We start from the raw sequence: 17,690 nt of genomic DNA, 5'->3' as shown, positions 1-17,690 counted from the left end.
ACTCAGCCCGCGGCGTCCAAGCGACTCGCCAACACCGGGCCGAACCGGCCGCTCAGGTCGTGCCCGGTGTCGGCCGGCCACTCATGTCCGGTGCGAAAGCCCAAGCCCGCGTAGTGGGCCAAGCCCGCCCTCGCGCCGTGAACCGGGTCACCGAGCGCGTCGTACCCGTCGGTGCTGTCGGTGCCGTCGTCGTCGGCACCGGTGTACCAGAACATGTCGAAGTGTTGTTTCAACGCGTCGGCGTAGGGGTCTTCGTCGACGTTGTCGGGTCGGCCACCGCCCCCGAAGAGCACCGCACCGCCACCGGAGATCGTGTCGGATCGTGTCGGCAGGTAGTGCTGGGTGATGAACTGCGCCCCGCCGGAGTAGCCGACCAGCCACACCCGGTGTGGGTCGATGCGGTACTGGTTGGTGATTCGCTCGACCAGGGCGGCGACGTACTCACTGTTGGTGGCACCCGACTCCCACCAGGTGAGGGTGTCGGTATCGGGGGTGCGAACCGCGACCGTGACGAAACCGCGCTCGCGGGCGACCGACACCACCCCATCGGGGCCGCCGAGGCAGTCGGGGTCATCGGGATGGTCGAACTCCTCGGCCCCGTCGCCGTGGAAGTACAGCACCAGGCCGAGCGGGGTATCGTCCGACAAGCCCTCGGCGAAGAGGTGATACTGGGAGCTCTCCCCGTGGGCCGTGAAGGTCTCGAACGTGCGATCGGTGAGGGGCTCACCCGCATCGGTCGGCGCACAGCCGGCACTGAGCAGAACCAACATCCCGATCAGCAACGACCAAGCCCGGCTCGTGAGGTGCGGGACTGTCATGACACCTCCGTTGCGCTCGGATGTCGTGAGCGTACTCAGTAGGCGGGCGCGGAGCCTGCCTTGTCGCTGTCGGCTTCGAGGGCGGCGACCCGCTCGGAGATCGCCTGATGCAGCAGCACCGTTTCGAAGCCGGCGATCACATAGCTGAAGCCCAGTTCGCGGGCGGTCGGCACCTCGTCCCAGCTACCCAGCGCAACACCACAGAGCACGCCGGCCTCCCGGCAGATCTCGACGATGCCGCGCAGCACCTCGGCAACCTCCGGTTGGTGCACCAGGCCGAGCGACGTGGTCACCTTCATGCCCAGGTCCAGGGAGAGATCGGCCGGGCCGACCAGCACCCCGTACAGGTCGGGGGTCGCGACGATCTCGGCGAGGTTCTCGTACGATTCGCGGCTCTCCACCATGATCACGCAGTGGCCGTCGTTGATCGCGTCGGTCTTCACCGAGGCCGGGCCGAAACTGCGGGTGCCCTTCGGCTGGTGCAGGCAGGCCCGCACCGCCCGGGAGGCCTCATCGGCGGTGTCGACGAAGGGGACGATCACCGCATCGGCCCCGGCGTCCAGAGCCTTGCCGATCCGGGCATTGGCCGAGGAGGCCACCCGAACCCACAGTTTCGCCGAGCCGGGCAACTGGGTCGTCTGGGACAGTTCCAGCACGGTTGTTTCGGTCACCAAGGAGTGCTGCAGGTCGATGGCCAACATGTCCAGGCCGGATTGCAGGGCAACCCGTCCCAGGCTGGTATCCGCCGTCGCCCACCACATGCCGTATTCCATGCTCGCGCCTTCGCCCTCGGGGTCGGTCGCCGGTGACCGCACCTCTGCGAATCACGCTAACCAGCGGGGCTGCGGTGCCGGACGCGCTTTCCGCGAACGGGAACGCATCACGGACGAATCGCGACGTACTTCGTCTCCAGGAATTCCGAGATGCCCTCGGCCCCACCCTCCCGGCCGAGCCCGGATTGCTTGACCCCACCGAAGGGTGCCGCGGCGTCGGACAGGATGCCGGTGTTCCATGCCACCATGCCCGACTGGAGTCGCTCGATGACGTAGAGAGCTTCGCCGGCCTCGGCGGCGAAAACATAGGCAGCCAGCCCGAACTCGGTGGCATTGGCCCAGCCGATGGCATCGTCGAGATCATCGAAGGTGGTGATGGGTGCGAAGGGGCCGAAGATCTCCTCCTGCTGACAACGCGCATCCACCGGAACCCGGTGCACCACGGTCGGCTCGACGAAGAACCCGTCTCCGGGCACGGCCTGCCCGCCGGTCATCAGTTGACCACCCCGATCGACGGCATCATCGACCAGGTCGAGCACCGAACTGCGCTGCTTTTCGGTCACCATCGGCCCGACCGAGGTGCCGTCGGCCAAACCGTTGCCGACGGTGAGGGCCGCCATCCGCTCGGCAAGGCGAGCGGCGAACTCGTCGGCCAAGGAGGCGTGCACGTAGAACCGGTTCGCAGCCGTGCAGGCTTCCCCCATATTGCGCATCTTGGCGTCGATGGCCCCGGTCACCGCCCGGTCGAGATCCGCGCTCGGCAGCACCAGGAAGGGCGCATTGCCCCCCAACTCCATCGACGTCCGCAGCACCCCATCGGCGGCACTGCGCAGTAGTGCTTTCCCGACCGGGGTCGACCCGGTGAAGGTCAGTTTCCGTAGCCGCGAATCGGCGAGGATCGCGTCCGAAACCCCGGAGGAGTTGGTGGTGGTGATGCAGTTCACCACCCCTGCGGGCAGGCCCGCATCCTCCAGAGCACGCATCAGCAGCAAGGTGGTCAACGGGGTCTCGGAAGCCGGCTTGATCACCACGGTGCAGCCGGCTGCCAGGGCCGGGGCGATCTTGCGGGTGGCCATCGCCAACGGAAAGTTCCACGGGGTGATCGCATACACCGGGCCGACCGGCACCCGCATCGTCATGATGCGTTGCCCCGAAGCCGGCGCGATCGAGTACTCGCCCCGTACCCGCACGGCCTCCTCGGCGAACCAGCGCAAGAACTCAGCGCCGTAACGCACCTCGCCGTGGGCCTCGGCCAGTGGTTTGCCCATCTCCATGGTCATGCAGCCGGCGAACAGGTCCGCCCGCTCGTGAACCAGGGCGAAGGTGCGGGCCAAGATCTCCGAACGCTCCCGGGGGGTGGTCTCGGCCCACGCCTCGGCGGTGTCGCAGGCTGCGTCCAGAGCGGTGATGCCGTCACTCACCCCACCGTCGGCCACCTGAGCGATCACCTCACCCGTGGCCGGGTTGACCACGGGGAACTCTGCTTGTGTGCGTTGCCATTCCCCCTCGATGAACAAGCCGGACGGAAGAGCTGAACGCAGTTCGTGCAATGGATCGGACACGTGACCTCCCAGGCGGGTGACAGGGCATGACTAACGGGTTCGATCAGTATTTCCTCCGGATTCGGGGTCAAGCCAAGGCCGAGCAGCCGAAAGGCCCCGAACGGGTGACGCGCCGGCGCGGAAGCGCTTTCTAGGGTTGCAACAACCCGCCCCGGCCAGGCCGCCGGGGGCCCCGGTCAACAAGGAGGTGGACCACGTGTTCGAACTGCACAAGCTGCTGTGGGACATCAGGAATGTCCCCTCGGTCAATGCCCGCTTCAAACAAGACCCGGGTGAGGTGGTCGACGCATACGGCATCGAGGAACCGGATCGCACGTCCTTGATGAACCTCGACTTCCGCGCTCTCTACGAACGTGGCGCCAACCCTTACTTGCTGTACTTCTGCGCCATCCAGTTGGAAGTCGACCGAGCCCAGTACTACGCGCAACTGCGCAACGAGGAGGTGGCCGGAACATGAGCCAGGGCGCCATCGTCCAGGTGTTCGCCACATCGCACTCACCCGGCATCGCCGGATGGCCCGAACGGGCCGGTGAGGGGCAGTACGAGGCCGTCATGGCCGGGTACGCCGAAGTGGCGCGGCGACTCCACGAGATGAAGCCGGACGCCATCATCGCGGTGTCGGTGGAACACTTCACCAACTTCCACCTGGGCAATCACCCGCCCTTCGCGATCGCGACCGGCGAGTCATACCTGGGCCCGGTCACCGAGGAGATGGCTCGGTTCCTCAAGGTGCCGCAACAGCAGTACCCGGGGCATGCCGAACTCGGACGGCACGTGCTCGAATTCGCCCTCGAAGCAGAATTCGACCCGGCACTGATCGAGGGTGGGCTGGCCTTCGACGAGAACTTCTGCACGCCGTGGAAGTACCTCGACCCCGACGCCACCATCCCGATGGTGCCGATCATCGTCAACGGAGTGAATCCGCCCTGGCCCACCCTGCGTCGGTGCTACGCCTTCGGGCAGATGCTCCGTCGCGCCGTTGCCGCACAGTCACTGGTTGAGAAGGTCGCCGTGATCGCCACCGGCGGGCTGTCCCATTCGGTGGGTACGCCCGATTCCGGGTACATCGACGAGCGCTTCGACCGCGACTTCCTCGAGCGGCTCAGCGCCGGTGATCCCGACCGGTTGGTCGATTTCTCCAACGACGAGATCGACGCGGCCGGCAACGGCGCCCACGAGATCCGCACCTGGCTGGTGGCCGCCGGCGCAGCCGGTACTCCCTTCGACGTTCTGGCCTACGAACCCGTCCCCGAGTGGTTGACCGGCACAGGTGTTGCCGCCGCTCGACTTTGAACCCGACAACAACAAGAGAAAGAAGAACGAAATGTCCAAGCTCCCCAAGATCACCGGTGCCGAGATGCGTGGCGTGATGGCTTACCCCCCGACCCCTGCCCTGCCCGGCGCAGAAGCGGTCGACGCGCAGAACACCGTTGACCTGGTCGAATCCGAGCGCATGGTCAAGGCGTTGATCAACGACGGAGTCGACTCCATCGCGACCAACGGCACCTTGGGCGAATGCGCCGCATTGACCCTCGAAGAGTGGAAGGCCTTCGCCGAGTGTGTGGTGAAGACCGCCCAGGGCATCAACCCGGACTTCCCCGTCTTCGTCGGCGCCACCACCCTGAACACCCGCGACACGATCTCCCGGATGCAGTTCCTGCGCGACCTGGGGGCTCACGGCACCCTGCTGGGTAGGCCGATGTGGGGTTCCATGGTGGCGCCGGCGATGGCCAAGTTCTACAAGGACATCGCCGAGGCCGTCCCGGAGGTGGCCATGGTCGTCTACGACAACACCGCAGCCTTCGGTGGCATCATTCCGCGCTCGGTCTACAAGACCCTCGTTGAACTGCCCCAGGTGGTGGCCGTCAAGTACGCCGGCGGCGCCTCCGTCGGTTTCCGCTACCACAACGACATGGCGTGGACCGGCAAGAACTTCCCGCTGATGCCGATCGAGACCGACTGGTTCCCGGCCTGGGAGATGTACGGCGAAGAACTGGTGGGCATGGCCTGGTCGTCGACCACCGCGATGGGCCCCGGCCCGGTGCTCGCCCTGCGCGATGCCCTCCGCGAAGGCCGTACCGATGACGCGCGCTGGCTCACCGAGCGTCTGCGCTGGGCCCACGAGCCCTTCCTCGTCGGCCAGGACTTCATGGAGTTCGCCAAGTACAACGTGAGCCTGGAGAAGATCCGAGTCAACGCGGCCGGCTACATGCAGACCGGCAGCAGCCGGGTTCCGTACACCGACGACATGGTGCCCGAGGAGCACGTGCGCACCACCCTGGAGCACGTCGAGCGGTACAAGCAGATTATCACCGAGGTCGAGCAGCGACTCGGTGGGACTCAGGGGGCCTGACATGACTGCCCCGATCAGCGAACGTTTGAACACAATGCTGATGGGCCTGAAAGACAAAGTGCAGGGTGGGGCCATGCCGGCCCGACTCTTCAACGACGAAGAGGTCTTTCGGACCGAACAGGAACGCTTGTTCGGTCGGGCGTGGAACTTTCTGGCCCATGAGTCCGAGATCCCCGCCAAGGGTGATTACGTTGTCCGCACCATCGCGAACAACAGCATCATCGTGGCGCGCACCGAGGACGGGGAGGTGCGGGCAAGCCTCAACATGTGCCGCCACCGCGGCAACATGATGTGCAAGTCCGACATGGGCAATGCCTCCCACTTCCGCTGCTCCTACCACGGTTGGGTCTACAAGAACACCGGAGACCTGATCGGGGTGCCCTACATGAACGAGGGCTACGACGGTCAGCTCAAGCGCAAGGAATGGGGGCTGCTGCCGGTACGCACCGACTCGTACCAGGGGCTGATCTTCGGCACCCTGGACGATGAGGCCGAAGACCTCGCCGACTACCTGGGTGACTTCACCTTCTACCTGGACATGTACCTCAGGCCGGGGAAGGAAGGCGCCGAGGTGTACGGCCCACCCGACCGGTGGCTGGCCGACACCGATTGGAAGATCTGCGCGGAGAACTTCAACGGTGACGGCTACCACACCCCGGTGGCCCACCAGTTCGGATTCCATCTGGGCTACTTCCGGTCGTCGGGGGCGACGCACTCCCAGGGCTGGGCGGCCAGCATTCCCGGGAAGGGCCATGGCATCGGCCTGGGGCACACTCCGGATTTTCCTGCCTTCGCCGGCTTCCCCGAAGCCACGAAGGCGGACATGAAGGAGACCCTCAGCGAGGATCAGTGGGAAGTCTTCTCCAAGGTCCGCACCGCGGTCGGGCTGGTGTTCCCCAACCTCGCTTTCCTGATGCAGCCGTTCAGCATGGAGCCCGGGGAGGTGGGGGTGCGGTTCGTCACCATGCGGCTCTACCGCCCCTACGCCCCGGGCAAGATGGAGATGCTGTCGTGGTGCCTGGTGCCCAAGGGTGCGAGCCAGGAGTACAAGGACGAGGCCTATCAGGCCTACACCCTTGCCTTCGGCCAAGCCGGCACTTTCGAACAGGACGACTTCGAGAACTGGAGCAAGGTCACCCGAAGCGCCGCTTCGAGCCTGCTGCGACACCGCGAGGTCGACTTCCCCTACTTCATGGGCAGCCACCGCGAGCCGTTGACCCGTGAGGAGTTCGCCGGCCCGGGGCACGTCGTCAGTCCCTACGTCAACGACACCAACTTCCGCAACCTGTGGAGTTGTTACGCCGACTACCTGTCGCGAGAGGAGTGATGATGTCCGTCTCGCACGACGACCCCCGGCTCACCGGGGTGAGCGACCCGCAAACGACCAACGACTTACGGACCTTTCTGTACCTGGAGGCGTTGGCCCTGGAGGAGCGTCGCTTCCGCGACTGGCTGCAGTTCTGGGCGCCGGAGGCGACCTACCAGATGCCGGTGCGGATCACTCGGGAAGCCGGGGCGGAATGGGAACTGGCCCCGAAAGCACACGTGTTCGATGACACCAAGCGCTCCTTGGAGATTCGGGTCGAACGCCTCGAAACGGAGTTCGCGTGGGCCGAACAGCCCCCCTCGCGCACCCGGCGCTACGTCACGAATGTGCTGGTCTTCCCCGGGGAACAGCCCGAGCAGTACGTGGTGCGCAGCAACGTACTGATTTACCGCAGCCGTGGCGACGATCCGGTACCGAGCCTGCTGTCGGTGCAGCGCCGCGACACCATCGTTCGCGACGGCGACAGCTGGCTGATCACCGAACGCTGGGGTGCGCTCGATCAGTCCCTGGTGAACGCCCACAACCTGTCCATCTTCTTCTAGGAGTTGTCATGCCCGACACCCCACAAGCCCGGGTCGAAGTGCCCGAACCCGACGGCACCGCGAAGAGCATTCCCTCCGACGACGTCGACGGGCCGATCGTGATCTCCAACGAGTTCGCCGACGTGGTGGTTCGCCGGGTGAAGACCCGCAACGGCACCCGGTTGGAGATTGCCTCGCCACGCCGGGGGGCCCGCATCCACCTCGATGCGGTCGCCCTGGACTGCCTCAGCTACTCCGAGCCCGAGCTCATCACATCCTTGCTGAGTCACAACCCCGGCACCTCATGACCGCCGGGACCCTGGACGGTCTGCGGATCCTCGTGACCGGAGGTGGCTCCGGCATCGGCCTTGCCGCGGTGAGGTCGTACCTGGAAGCCGGAGCCACCGTCACGGTGCTGGACCGCAACGTCACGGCCCTCACGGGCCACGACTCCGGTCGACTGCAGGCGATCGAGGGTGATGCGCTCTCGGCCGATGCCCTCCAGGGCGCAGTGGACGCCGTGGGGGCCGAACTCGACCAGCTCACGTGCTGTGTCGGCACCTTCGACGGCTACACCGCCCTCGATGACATCGAGGCAGCCGATCTGGCCACCGCCGCCACCGAGGTGTGGCAGGTGAACGTCCTGTCGGCATTGCTGGCGATCCGCGTGTCTCTGCCGGCACTGCGACGGGCGACGGCCCCGGCGTCGATCACCTTGACGCTGTCGGAATCGGCTTTTCACCCGGTCGGCGGAGGAGTCCTGTACGGAAGCTCGAAATGGGCCCTGCGCGGGGTGGTGTCGCACCTGTCCACCAACCTCGCACCGCAGATCAGGGTGAATGGTGTCGCCCCCGGCGGAACCGGCGGAACCAAGTTTTCCGGAGCCGAGAGTCTCGGTTTGGCCCGGCAGTCGGCCGACACCGTGCCCGGCCGGGACGCGCGGATCGCGGCGGGCACGCTGCTGCAACTGACACCCCAACCCGAGGATCACGCCGGTGCTTATCAGTACCTGGCCGACCCTCGGGCCGCCCGCTGCGTGACGGGTGTGGTGATCAATTCCGATGGCGGGAGAAAACCATGACAACGGTGACCGAACACGTGGGCACCTGGCTCGCCCAAGCAGGCGTCGAACATGTCTTCGGCGTGATCGGTAGTGGCAACTACCGAGCCACCGCCGCGATGGTGGCCGAAGGAGCAGAGTTTCACGCCGTGCGGCACGAATCGGCCGCGGTGGGCGCATGCGACGGTCTCTGGCGCACCACGGGCCGAATCGGCGTCGCGTCGGTTCACCAGGGCCCCGGTTTCACCAACGCACTGACGGCGTTGGGCGAAGCCGCCAAGTCGAGATCGCCACTTCTGGTGGTGGCCGGTTGCGCACCTGCCGGCGACCTGCGATCGACCTTCCGGGCCGACCAAGCCGCAATGGCCACTGCGGTGGGCGCGATAGCCGACCGGATCCATTCGGCCGAATCGGTCGACCAAGACCTGCAGCGGGCCTGGCAACGGGCCGTCGACGAACGGCGTCCGGTTCTGCTCGACCTGCCGCTCGACATCCAAGACCTGCCGTACTCGGGCGGAAAACAGTACCGCCCCGCCGCCCCGACCGTCGCGGCCCGGGGTGCCGACGTCGCCGAGGTCCACGAGGCTCTCCGGGCGGCTCGGCGGCCACTGTTGCTCGCCGGCAGGGGGGCGTGGCTGGCCGGGGCAGGGGCCGAGTTGCGCGAACTGGCCGATCGCACGGGCGCACTCCTGGCCACCTCCGCACATGCCAAGGATCTTTTCGCAGGTCACCCGGCCAACCTCGGGATCATGGGCGGCTTCTCTCCCCAATGGGTCGTCGACGCCCTGGCCGAAGTCGACCTCATCATCGCGTTCGGATGCTCACTCACGCACTGGACGACGCGGGCCGACACCCTGGTCTCGGACCGGAAGGTGATCCAGATCGACAACGATCCGGCGGCCCTGCGCCTCAACCGGTTCGTCGATCTGGCCCTGGTCAGCGACGTCGCCACGTGCGTCACCGACCTGCTGTCATCGGTGGAAGGCGGAGGAGAACCGGCCACGGTAACCCCGGTCGAGTCGATCTGGCCCGATGCACCACAGGGCCTGCACCCGGGACAGGTGGTGCGCGAACTCGATCAGTTGCTGCCCGCCGAACGCACCGTGGTCGTCGATGGGGGTCACTTCATCGGATGGCCGATCGTCGGTCTGCAGGTTCCCGACCCGTCGGGCTTCATCTTCACCAGCGGTGGCTTTCAATCCATCGGTTTGGGCCTGGGGGCAGCACTCGGGGCTGCTCTGGGACGTCCCGATCGGCTCACCGTTCTGGTCGCCGGTGACGGCGGCTGGCAGATGTCGCTGGCCGATCTGGAAACCGCCTGCCGGTTGCGGTTGAAGCTGCTCGTGGTGGTACTCAACGACAGCGCCTACGGAGCCGAGGTACACCACTTCGGCATGGACGACCCCGGCTACGAACTCGTGCGATTCCCGGAAGTTGACCTGGCGGCCGGCGCCCGAGGCTTCGGCGCCGCCGGCATCACGGTGCGCTCCCTGGACGACCTGGCCGCGATCGGTGAGTGGTTGCAGGCCGGTGCGGGACCGCTCGTGGTCGACGTTCGGATCGACCCCACCGTGGTCGGCTACTGGATCGAACAAGACTTCCGGCACTGAAAGAACCCGGCACCGCCTACCCGAAGGGACCCCGAAATGAGTGATGACGCCCAGTTGGACGAGGCGCAACGTTATGTGGACGACATGGCTCGAGCGCGTGGCTACGTGCTCGAGTACCACAAGGTGATGGCCAAGCACGATTTCCCGGTGTTGCAGGCAGCCAACGGTCTGGTGAGCGCTGCCTACCTGAAGGACCGGTTACTGGACCGGCGCACCAAGGAACTGCTCTTCGTGCTGAGCCTGACCGTGCTCCGCGCCCCGCAACCACACATCGAGAGCCACATCCGGGTCGCCTTGGACCTCGGTGTTTCGGCTCAGGAAATCCTGGAAGCCATCGAAATCGCGCTACCCGAAGCCGGGGTCGTTGCCTTCCAGGGTGGATTCGAAGCCTGGAAGAACGTGGTGGGCGCCGACGGTCTCGAACCGACGTTGGACGTGCACGGATCCGGAAGCTGACCGCGCCGCAACCGACAGTGCGGCTCACACGCAGAGATAACCGCCGTCCACATAGATGATCTGGCCGGTGACGTAACTGGCCGCATCCGAGGCCAGGAACACGGCCGCTCCGCCCATCTCCTCGGGCCGGGCGAACCGACCCATCGGGATGTGCGCCAGCAAGGCCGACATCCTCTCCGGGGTGTCCGACAACGGGCGGGTCATGTCGGTTTCGACCATCCCGGGGCCGATGCCGTTGACCCGGATGCCGTCACCCGCCCATTCCAGGGCCAAGCTCTTGGTCAACTGGGCCACCCCGCCCTTGCTGGCCGCGTAACCGGCTGCCCAGGCATTGCCCACCACACTGTTGAGGGAAGCAACGTTGATGATGCTGCCCCGGCGCTGCTCGCGCATGATCTCGGCGGCCGCCTGACAGAGCAGAAAAGTGCTGCGCAGATTCAGGTTCTGAATGGCGTCCCACTCCGTCGCCGTCATCTCCCGAGCCGCTTTGCGCAGGGTTCCGCCATGGGAATTCACCCAGATATCCAGCCGGCCGAAGTGACCCAAAACCGCCTCGATCAGGCGGCCCGGTGTCTCGGGGTCGGTGACATCGGCAACCAGGCCCTCGGCCTGCACACCCGCGCCGCCACAGGCGTCCACGGTGGTGGACAGGGCAACCTCGTCGCGTCCGGTGAGCAGCACATCGACGCCGGCGCCGGCCAGGGCCCGGGCGATCGCAGCACCGATGCCGCGGGACGCGCCGGTGACCACTGCCACCCGGCCACTCAGTCCTTCCATCCCAGGAACTCTACGGCCGAGCGCGCCCCCTGTCGTGACCCGGACGGGTACCGCTTTCCGGCTTTCGGAGCAGGCATCGGCGAACAGGGCTTGTTTGTACCCGAATGGGGCACGCAATCACCTACCGCGAGTGCCTAGGTTTCCAGAAAGCCTTTCACCAGTCGCCGCTCTCGCCCGAATCGCGGGCGGTCGGTTTGACGACAGCGGAAGTAGGAAAAGACATGACCACGAAACGACGGGGTTTCAGACTGGCTGTCCTCGCAGCATCCGCATCGATGGCTCTTGCTGCATGCACCGGAGGCGGTGTCGGCGGGCAGAACGGCTCGGATGACGAAGTCACCCTGAAATACGCGTTCTTCGCGCCGGCCGCGAGCTTCCCGTCCCTCCAGATGGAGGAGTGGAAGAAGCAGATCGAAGAGCGCACCGATGGCAAGGTCAAGGTGGAACTGTTCCCGGGCGGAACGCTGCTCGGTGCCGGAGACATCTACGACGGCGTCTCCTCCGGTGTCGTCGACGTGGGGCTGGATTCGCCCGCCTACGACACCGGACGCTTTCCGGTGTCCTCGGTGATCAACCTGCCCCTGGGATTCACCGACGCGACCTCGGCGAGCGCGGCCTTCCTGGCCCTGCTGGACGAGGAGAAGCCGAAGGAATTCGAGCAGTTCGAGATCATCACGGCCTTCACCACCGAGCCTGCCTACTTGCAGACCAAGAAGCCGGTGCGCACCCGATCCGACCTGGCCGGCATGAACGTCCGCACCTCCGGGGCGCAACTGCCGGTGCTGGAACAGTTGGGTGCCGCGCCCGTGGCGATGCCGATGCCCGATGTGCCGCAGTCCATGCAGACCGGCGTGATCGAGGGGTATGTCTCCTCCCGGGAGGTCCTGAAGGACTTCGGGTTGGTCGATCAGGTGTCGTACGTGACCGACTACCCGCTGGGGATGTCGAACAGCTTCGTCGCGGTGATGAGCAAGGAGAAGTACGACGCCCTGCCCGATGACGTGAAGCAAATCATTCAGGAGCTGAAGCCCGAAATGTCGAAGTGGGCTTCGGAGTACCACGACAAGGAGAACGTCGGAAAGGCGTTGGACGAAGCCAAGGGCAAGGGTGTGGAGACCGTCGAGGTCGAGGCGTCCGAGAAACCGGCCTGGGACGAGGTGCGGGACAAGCAGGTCGAGGCCTGGGTGAGCCGCAACACGTCCATCGATGCGGAGAAGACCGTGGAGAAGATGCGGGATCTGCAGAAGAAGCATGGTGGGGGCTGACCGTGGACTCCATCGCCCGACGCGTGGTGGCGATCAGTGATTGGGTCTCGAAGGCACTGTTGGTGATCGCAGCCGCATCCCTCGTATGGCTGATGCTGTTGTTGGTCGGAAACGTGGTACTGCGCAGCGTTGCCGAGCCCGTCACGGGCACCTACGAAATGGCTTCGATGATCGGGGTCTTCGTCGCCGGCCTGGCCCTGGCGGATGCGCAACGTGCCAAGAGCCATGTCTCGATCGACTTCCTCACCAATCGCCTGCCGGCGCGGGTGCAGAAGTGGTTGGCAGCAGTGGTGATCGTCGCCTCGATCGCCCTGCTGGTCCAGCTCACCGTCTCCCTGGTGGTGTACGGCCTCAATCAACGGCTCACCGGAGCAGTCACCGAATCGCTGCGGATCCCCTTCTGGCCGTCGGTGCTGTTGCTGGCCGCCGGAGTCGCGGGAATCGTTCTCGTCCTGCTCGGCGATCTCGCTCGCCTGTGGCTGGAACGGGACAAGAAGCCCGCCGAACTCACCGCCTGGTGAGCTCCCGACCGTCACGGAGAAGACATGGAACCCTCGACGATCGCCATCATCGGCATCCTCGTGATGCTGGTGCTGTTGAGCCTGCGAATGCCGATCGCGTTCGTGATGCTGGCCGTGGGACTCACCGGATCCACGGTGATGATCGGCTCGGACGCGGCACTGCAACTCGTGGCCTCCGACATGTACCGGCAGTCGGCGTCCTATGCGATGACGGTGGTACCGCTGTTCATCCTGATGGGCCAGGTGATTTTTCGCACCGGCATGAGCGCCCGCCTTTTCGATGCCGCTTATCGGTGGATTGGGCACCTGCCCGGCGGCGTCGCGGCCACCACGATCATGGCGTCCATTGCCTTCTCGGCCGTCAGCGGCTCGAACTCGGCCGCGACGGCAACGATGGGGGCAGTGGCTCTGCCCGAGATGAAGAAGTACAACTACGACCGTCGGCTGGCCGGGGGAGCGATTGCCATCGGCGGCACTCTCGGGGTGCTGATCCCACCGTCCACGGCGTTGATCATCATCGCCATCCAGGCGGAGTTGTCCATCAGCGTGCTGTTCGGTGCCGCCATCGTCCCCGGGCTGATCGTCGGCCTGTTGCTGGTGATCACCGCGCTGGTGATCAGTTGGCGCAAACCGGAACTCGGCCCTCCGGGCCCGAAATCCACCTGGGGTGAACGCATTCGCTCCCTCACCGGGGTGATCGAGATCCTGGTGCTGTTCACCGTGGCCATCGGCGGCATGCTCCGCGGACTTTTCACCCCCACCGAAGCCGCAGCAGTCGGAGCCTTCGGAGCGATCGCCCTGGCGTTGCTCAGGCGAAAGCTGACATTCTCCGCATTCTGGAAAGCCTGCGTCGAAACACTGCGGATCTCGGCGATGGTGATTCTGCTGGTTATCTCAGCGGTGGTTTTCGGCCGTTTCCTCAGCTTGACGCGGGCACCATTTGCGCTGGCCGATTGGGTCGGAAATCTCGCCGTGCCGCCCTTGTTGGTGTTGCTGGTGGTGTTCGTGATCTACCTGATCGGCGGCGCGATCATGGATGCCCTGGGATTCCTGGTGATCTCCATTCCGATCTTCTTCCCGTTGGTGGTGGCCCTCGGGTACGACGTCGTGTGGTTCACCATCATCGTCACCCTGATCACCACGCTCGGCGCCGTCACACCACCGGTCGGGGTCAACGGATTCATCACATCCGGCCTCGACAAATCGTGGTTGAACGTCGTGACCGTATTCCGGGGCGTCGTCCCGTTCTACATCCCCTATGCAATCTCGTGCGTGTTGTTCATGGTCTTCCCGCAAATCATTCTTTTCGCGGTCGGAACGTGATGAAGGTACCCGATCAGGGGACGCGGCCCCGCGTTATCTCCCTCTAGCGTCAAATACAGAAAGCCATACCTGACAGGAGCTCTCGGATGAGTCTCGATATTCGCAAGTTGTTCTCCCAGGTGGAGGAAAGCCGCACCAGTGCCGGCCGCAGTGACGACGGTGGTCCGCTGCGCAAGGTGGCCACCTGCATGGTGCTGCGCAACCCCTACGCCGGTCAGGGCTATGTCGATGATCTGTCGGCGCTGATCGAGGATTCGGCCGAGATCGGCACCCTGCTCGGCCGGGAGGCGGCGCGCCTGCTGGGTGAGCCGGTCGAGTCGTACGGCAAGGGCGGTCTGGTGGGTACCAACGGCGAACAGGAACACGTGAACGCCGCCCTGACCTCCGTCTTCGGCAACGCCTTCCGTGAGGCCATCGGTGGTGGCGAGGCCTGGATCACCTCGGTCACCAAGCCCGCGGTCGCCGGCTCGGTGATCGATGTGCCGCTGGCCTACAAGGACGAGGTGTGGGTGCGCAGCCACTACGACGCACTCGAAGTACGCATCCCGGATGCGCCGCACCCCGACGAGATGGTCGTGATCTGCGTGGTGTCCAACCGCGGCCGGATCAACGCCCGGGTCGGCGGCATGACCGTCGCCGAGGCACGGCAGCAGGGGGCCTGATCATGGGTGGCAACCTTGCGATCGTCAACATCGGCGCCGTGTTCTCCGGTGACCTGGCAGCGCCCATGGTCAACGATGCGGACACGATCATCGTCCGGGATGGCCTGATCGAATCCGTCGGTCGGCTCGAGGACGTCAAGGATGCGGTGGACGCTGCGGAGTTGAAGATCGATGCCGCCGGAGTGACCGTCGCCCCGGGACTCATCGACTCCCACTGTCACGTCGTCCTCGGCGATTACACGCCGCGGCAGAAGACCGTGGACTTCCTGGCCAGCTACGTACACGGCGGTATCACCAGTTGCGTGTCGCCCGGCGAGATCCATGCACCCGGACGCCCGCACACCGCTTCGGGAGTGAAGGCCCTGGCTGTCGTGGCCAAGGAGACCTTCGACAACCTCCGCCCCGGCGGCATGCGCGTGCACGCCGGCGCGGTGGTACTCGAACCGACCCTCACCCGGGAAGACTTCGCCGAACTCCAAGCGGCCGGGGTGCGATTGGCGAAGTTCGGCTTCGGGCGATACCACGACCCGGCCGACGGGGTTGACCAAGTGCGGTGGGCCCAGGAACACGGCATCACCGTGATGTGTCACTCGGGCGGGGCCTCGATCCCCGGTAGCAAGCCGATCACCCCCGACCATCTGCTGCTGCTCCACCCCGATGTCTGCGGGCACGTGAACGGTGGCCCGACCTCACTCGACCCGGACGGGGTGGATCGGGTGATGGACGAGACCGAGATGGCCCTGCAACTCGTGCAGGCCGGCAACCTCTCCTCGTCGCTGCGCATTCTCAACCGTGCGGTTGAACGCGACGTGCTGCACCGAGTGGTGATCGGATCCGATACCCCCACCGGAACCGGCGTGATGCCGCTCGGCATGATCAAAACGGTGGCGGAACTGAGTTCCCTGTGCGATCTGGAACCGGCCCGGGTCTGGGCCCTGGCCACGGGAAACTGCGCCGATGTGTGGGATCTGCCGTCCGGGCGCATCGCCCCGGGACGGGCCGCCGACCTGGTGTTGATGGACGCGCCGTGGGGATCCCGGGGCGGGACCGCTGCCGAGGCGCTCGCCCTCGGCGACATTCCCGGAATCAGCTGTGTGGTTACCGATGGCAAGGTGCGGGCCCTTCGGAGCCGAAACACCCCCGCGGCCGCGCGATCGGCCACGACCACGCCCGAACTGCCGCACCTCACCGAGGGGCACTAGCCCCGGAAACTCGCCTGTCGGCGGGAAAGGAGAACGTGAACTATGGGTTACCGCGTTGAACTGGACCTCACCCAATGCCAGGGGTATGCCAACTGCCTGATCGAGGCGAGCGACCTCTTCGACTTCGACGACGAGGCGAACAAGGCGATCCTCAAGGTGGCCGAGCCATCGGATGAGCTTCGCGCCCAGGCGGACAACGCCGTGCGCGGTTGTCCGGCACGGGCGATCTCGGTGGTGGAACGAGACGCTTGATGAAGCACATCGTGATCGCAGGAGCCTCCCTGGCGGGGCTGAGCGCGGCCGAAGCGCTGCGCGAGGCCGGCTTCGAAGGCGACCTGACCATGCTGAGCGCCGAGGACGTGGTCCCCTACGACCGTCCACCGCTGTCCAAGGAAGCGCTCCAGACCGGGGTCGACCTGGATCGGCTCGCCCTGCGCCCCACCGACTGGTACGACGACAACGGAGTTCAGCTCCGGTTGTCGACCACCGCCGGCGGCCTGGACGCCGTTGCCCGGCAACTGCGACTGGACGGCGGCGAGGTCATTGATTTCGACGGCCTGGTGATCGCGACCGGCTCCCATGCCCGTCGGTTGACCGCATTCGGCGAGGACCGGGGCTTCTTCTATCTGCGCACCCACGCCGACGCCGTCCGGCTGCGGGAACACCTGGTACCGGGCGGGCATCTGGTGGTGATCGGCGCCGGATTCATCGGCCTCGAGATCGCCGCGAGCGCACGCGTCATCGGTTTGGATGTCACCGTCCTCGAAGTCGCCCCCAGCCCATTGAGTCGGGCCTTCGGCGACCAGGTCGGCGAGTGGATCCGTCAGGTGCACGAACGCAACGGGATCACGTTCCGGTGCGGGTGTCGGGTCGAGACCGTCGACCAGTCGGACGGCAAGACACTGCTCCGGCTCGGCACCGACGAAATGATCGAAGCCGATGTGGTGGTGGCCGGAGTGGGTGCGGCACCCAACGTCGAATGGCTGGCCGGTTCCGGCCTGAAAGTCACCGACGGGGTGGTCTGCCAACCCGGCCTGACGACCGGGGCCCCCGGGATCGTGGCTGCCGGCGACGTTGCCCGCTGGTACAACCCCACCTTCGACGAGGTCATGCGCATCGAGCACTGGACCAACGCTGTCGAGCAGGGACGCCATGCGGCCTGGAGCCTGATGGACCCCGGGGCCCCGTTCATGGCCGTGCCCTACTTCTGGAGCGACCAACACGAAGCGAAGATCCGGTTCGTCGGACGGGCCAACGCCGCCGACACGGTCAGGATCGAACGAAGTACCGACGAGCAGCTGGTTGCCCTGTACGGGCGCGATGGCGTGATCACCGGTGCGGTGTGCGCGAATGCCCCCCGGGAACTCGCCCGATTGCGGAAGGCGATCAGCGACCGTGCGCCGCTGCTCGACGTGATCGGAACCTCAACCAGCCCTCGATAACAATCCACGACACAACAA

At 65.8% G+C, this 17,690-nt stretch carries 20 protein-coding genes; 16 read left to right on the top strand and 4 right to left on the bottom strand.

Annotated features, from left to right (window positions below; translation table 11 throughout):
* Positions 1-2: 2 nt before the first annotated feature.
* The 3 genes from ACR4XW_RS05670 to ACR4XW_RS05660 form a co-directional block, all read right to left on the bottom strand.
* Positions 3-818: an alpha/beta hydrolase family protein gene (locus tag ACR4XW_RS05670; RefSeq protein WP_434759564.1), complete on the bottom strand. Its 816-nt coding sequence runs from the start codon at positions 816-818 to the stop codon at positions 3-5.
* 35 nt (positions 819-853) lie between these two features.
* Entirely contained in the window at positions 854-1,633 is a 780-nt protein-coding gene (locus ACR4XW_RS05665) for an HpcH/HpaI aldolase family protein (protein ID WP_434759563.1), read from the bottom strand.
* A gap of 65 nt (positions 1,634-1,698) precedes the next feature.
* Positions 1,699-3,153 carry an NAD-dependent succinate-semialdehyde dehydrogenase gene (locus ACR4XW_RS05660; protein ID WP_434759562.1) on the bottom strand — a complete coding sequence of 485 codons (1,455 nt, stop codon included), beginning with the start codon at positions 3,151-3,153 and terminating at the stop codon, positions 1,699-1,701.
* Between the two features lie 196 nt (positions 3,154-3,349).
* On the opposite strand from ACR4XW_RS05660, the gene ACR4XW_RS05655 reads away from it, so the two are divergent.
* Genes ACR4XW_RS05655 through ACR4XW_RS05615 form a run of 9 tightly spaced genes read left to right on the top strand, consistent with a single transcriptional unit; the run spans position 3,350 to position 10,480 of the window.
* Entirely contained in the window at positions 3,350-3,610 is a 261-nt protein-coding gene (locus ACR4XW_RS05655) for a hypothetical protein (protein ID WP_434759561.1), read from the top strand.
* Positions 3,607-4,446: a DODA-type extradiol aromatic ring-opening family dioxygenase gene (locus ACR4XW_RS05650; protein WP_434759560.1), complete on the top strand. Its 840-nt coding sequence runs from the start codon at positions 3,607-3,609 to the stop codon at positions 4,444-4,446. The genes ACR4XW_RS05655 and ACR4XW_RS05650 overlap by 4 nt, the downstream gene beginning before the upstream one ends.
* 31 nt (positions 4,447-4,477) lie before the next feature.
* A complete protein-coding gene (locus ACR4XW_RS05645) occupies positions 4,478-5,506 on the top strand; it encodes a dihydrodipicolinate synthase family protein (protein WP_434759559.1) in 1,029 nt (342 codons plus the stop codon).
* Position 5,507: 1 nt separating this feature from the next.
* The gene (locus ACR4XW_RS05640) at positions 5,508-6,833 is read left to right on the top strand and encodes an aromatic ring-hydroxylating oxygenase subunit alpha (RefSeq protein WP_434759558.1); all 1,326 of its coding nucleotides are present in this window, start codon (positions 5,508-5,510) and stop codon (positions 6,831-6,833) included.
* A 2-nt stretch (positions 6,834-6,835) separates the two neighbouring features.
* Complete coding sequence (locus ACR4XW_RS05635) at positions 6,836-7,375, top strand: aromatic-ring-hydroxylating dioxygenase subunit beta (RefSeq protein WP_434759557.1); 540 nt, start codon at positions 6,836-6,838, stop codon at positions 7,373-7,375.
* 8 nt (positions 7,376-7,383) lie between these two features.
* A complete protein-coding gene (locus ACR4XW_RS05630) occupies positions 7,384-7,662 on the top strand; it encodes a hypothetical protein (RefSeq protein ID WP_434759556.1) in 279 nt (92 codons plus the stop codon).
* Positions 7,659-8,435 (top strand): SDR family NAD(P)-dependent oxidoreductase, encoded by a 777-nt coding sequence (locus tag ACR4XW_RS05625; RefSeq protein ID WP_434759555.1) that lies wholly within the window; start codon positions 7,659-7,661, stop codon positions 8,433-8,435. Before ACR4XW_RS05630 ends, ACR4XW_RS05625 begins: the two co-directional genes overlap by 4 nt.
* 5 nt (positions 8,436-8,440) lie before the next feature.
* Complete coding sequence (locus tag ACR4XW_RS05620; protein ID WP_434759554.1) at positions 8,441-10,024, top strand: thiamine pyrophosphate-binding protein; 1,584 nt, start codon at positions 8,441-8,443, stop codon at positions 10,022-10,024.
* Positions 10,025-10,060: 36 nt separating this feature from the next.
* Positions 10,061-10,480 (top strand): carboxymuconolactone decarboxylase family protein, encoded by a 420-nt coding sequence (locus ACR4XW_RS05615; RefSeq protein ID WP_434759553.1) that lies wholly within the window; start codon positions 10,061-10,063, stop codon positions 10,478-10,480.
* A 24-nt stretch (positions 10,481-10,504) separates the two neighbouring features.
* Here ACR4XW_RS05615 and ACR4XW_RS05610 read toward each other — a convergent pair whose 3' ends face one another.
* The gene (locus ACR4XW_RS05610) at positions 10,505-11,257 is read right to left on the bottom strand and encodes an SDR family NAD(P)-dependent oxidoreductase (protein ID WP_434759552.1); all 753 of its coding nucleotides are present in this window, start codon (positions 11,255-11,257) and stop codon (positions 10,505-10,507) included.
* 275 nt (positions 11,258-11,532) lie between these two features.
* Between ACR4XW_RS05610 and ACR4XW_RS05605 the strand changes: the two genes are divergently transcribed.
* The 7 genes from ACR4XW_RS05605 to ACR4XW_RS05575 all read left to right on the top strand — a co-directional run bounded on the left by ACR4XW_RS05605 (position 11,533) and on the right by ACR4XW_RS05575 (position 17,672).
* Positions 11,533-12,522: a TRAP transporter substrate-binding protein gene (locus ACR4XW_RS05605; RefSeq protein ID WP_434759551.1), complete on the top strand. Its 990-nt coding sequence runs from the start codon at positions 11,533-11,535 to the stop codon at positions 12,520-12,522.
* A 2-nt stretch (positions 12,523-12,524) separates the two neighbouring features.
* A complete protein-coding gene (locus ACR4XW_RS05600; protein ID WP_434759550.1) occupies positions 12,525-13,043 on the top strand; it encodes a TRAP transporter small permease in 519 nt (172 codons plus the stop codon).
* Positions 13,044-13,067: 24 nt separating this feature from the next.
* Positions 13,068-14,366: a TRAP transporter large permease gene (locus ACR4XW_RS05595; RefSeq protein ID WP_434759549.1), complete on the top strand. Its 1,299-nt coding sequence runs from the start codon at positions 13,068-13,070 to the stop codon at positions 14,364-14,366.
* Positions 14,367-14,452: 86 nt separating this feature from the next.
* Positions 14,453-15,028 (top strand): amino acid synthesis family protein, encoded by a 576-nt coding sequence (locus ACR4XW_RS05590; RefSeq protein WP_434759548.1) that lies wholly within the window; start codon positions 14,453-14,455, stop codon positions 15,026-15,028.
* Positions 15,029-15,030: 2 nt separating this feature from the next.
* On the top strand, positions 15,031-16,230 hold the full coding sequence (locus tag ACR4XW_RS05585) for an amidohydrolase family protein (protein ID WP_434759547.1): 1,200 nt from the start codon (positions 15,031-15,033) through the stop codon (positions 16,228-16,230).
* Positions 16,231-16,272: 42 nt separating this feature from the next.
* Complete coding sequence (locus ACR4XW_RS05580; RefSeq protein ID WP_434759546.1) at positions 16,273-16,482, top strand: ferredoxin; 210 nt, start codon at positions 16,273-16,275, stop codon at positions 16,480-16,482.
* Complete coding sequence (locus ACR4XW_RS05575) at positions 16,482-17,672, top strand: NAD(P)/FAD-dependent oxidoreductase (protein ID WP_434759545.1); 1,191 nt, start codon at positions 16,482-16,484, stop codon at positions 17,670-17,672. The genes ACR4XW_RS05580 and ACR4XW_RS05575 overlap by 1 nt, the downstream gene beginning before the upstream one ends.
* Positions 17,673-17,690 lie beyond the last annotated feature (18 nt).

The sequence above is a fragment of the Pseudenemella bisphenolivorans genome, from assembly GCF_051133435.1.
Taxonomy (GTDB): Bacteria; Actinomycetota; Actinomycetes; order Propionibacteriales; family Propionibacteriaceae; genus JAAYAO01.
The sequence above is the reverse complement of the archived record's forward strand: the minus strand, read 5'-3'. Positions and strand labels throughout refer to the sequence as shown.

Coding starts and splice junctions, on each gene's coding strand:
- ACR4XW_RS05670 (WP_434759564.1), bottom strand. CDS start 818: ATGACAGTCCCGCACCTCACGAGCCGGGCTTGGTCGTTGCTGATCGGG.
- ACR4XW_RS05580 (WP_434759546.1), top strand. CDS start 16,273: ATGGGTTACCGCGTTGAACTGGACCTCACCCAATGCCAGGGGTATGCC.
- ACR4XW_RS05615 (WP_434759553.1), top strand. CDS start 10,061: ATGAGTGATGACGCCCAGTTGGACGAGGCGCAACGTTATGTGGACGAC.
- ACR4XW_RS05575 (WP_434759545.1), top strand. CDS start 16,482: ATGAAGCACATCGTGATCGCAGGAGCCTCCCTGGCGGGGCTGAGCGCG.
- ACR4XW_RS05595 (WP_434759549.1), top strand. CDS start 13,068: ATGGAACCCTCGACGATCGCCATCATCGGCATCCTCGTGATGCTGGTG.
- ACR4XW_RS05585 (WP_434759547.1), top strand. CDS start 15,031: ATGGGTGGCAACCTTGCGATCGTCAACATCGGCGCCGTGTTCTCCGGT.
- ACR4XW_RS05640 (WP_434759558.1), top strand. CDS start 5,508: ATGACTGCCCCGATCAGCGAACGTTTGAACACAATGCTGATGGGCCTG.
- ACR4XW_RS05630 (WP_434759556.1), top strand. CDS start 7,384: ATGCCCGACACCCCACAAGCCCGGGTCGAAGTGCCCGAACCCGACGGC.
- ACR4XW_RS05650 (WP_434759560.1), top strand. CDS start 3,607: ATGAGCCAGGGCGCCATCGTCCAGGTGTTCGCCACATCGCACTCACCC.
- ACR4XW_RS05590 (WP_434759548.1), top strand. CDS start 14,453: ATGAGTCTCGATATTCGCAAGTTGTTCTCCCAGGTGGAGGAAAGCCGC.
- ACR4XW_RS05625 (WP_434759555.1), top strand. CDS start 7,659: ATGACCGCCGGGACCCTGGACGGTCTGCGGATCCTCGTGACCGGAGGT.
- ACR4XW_RS05645 (WP_434759559.1), top strand. CDS start 4,478: ATGTCCAAGCTCCCCAAGATCACCGGTGCCGAGATGCGTGGCGTGATG.
- ACR4XW_RS05635 (WP_434759557.1), top strand. CDS start 6,836: ATGTCCGTCTCGCACGACGACCCCCGGCTCACCGGGGTGAGCGACCCG.
- ACR4XW_RS05610 (WP_434759552.1), bottom strand. CDS start 11,257: ATGGAAGGACTGAGTGGCCGGGTGGCAGTGGTCACCGGCGCGTCCCGC.
- ACR4XW_RS05605 (WP_434759551.1), top strand. CDS start 11,533: ATGGCTCTTGCTGCATGCACCGGAGGCGGTGTCGGCGGGCAGAACGGC.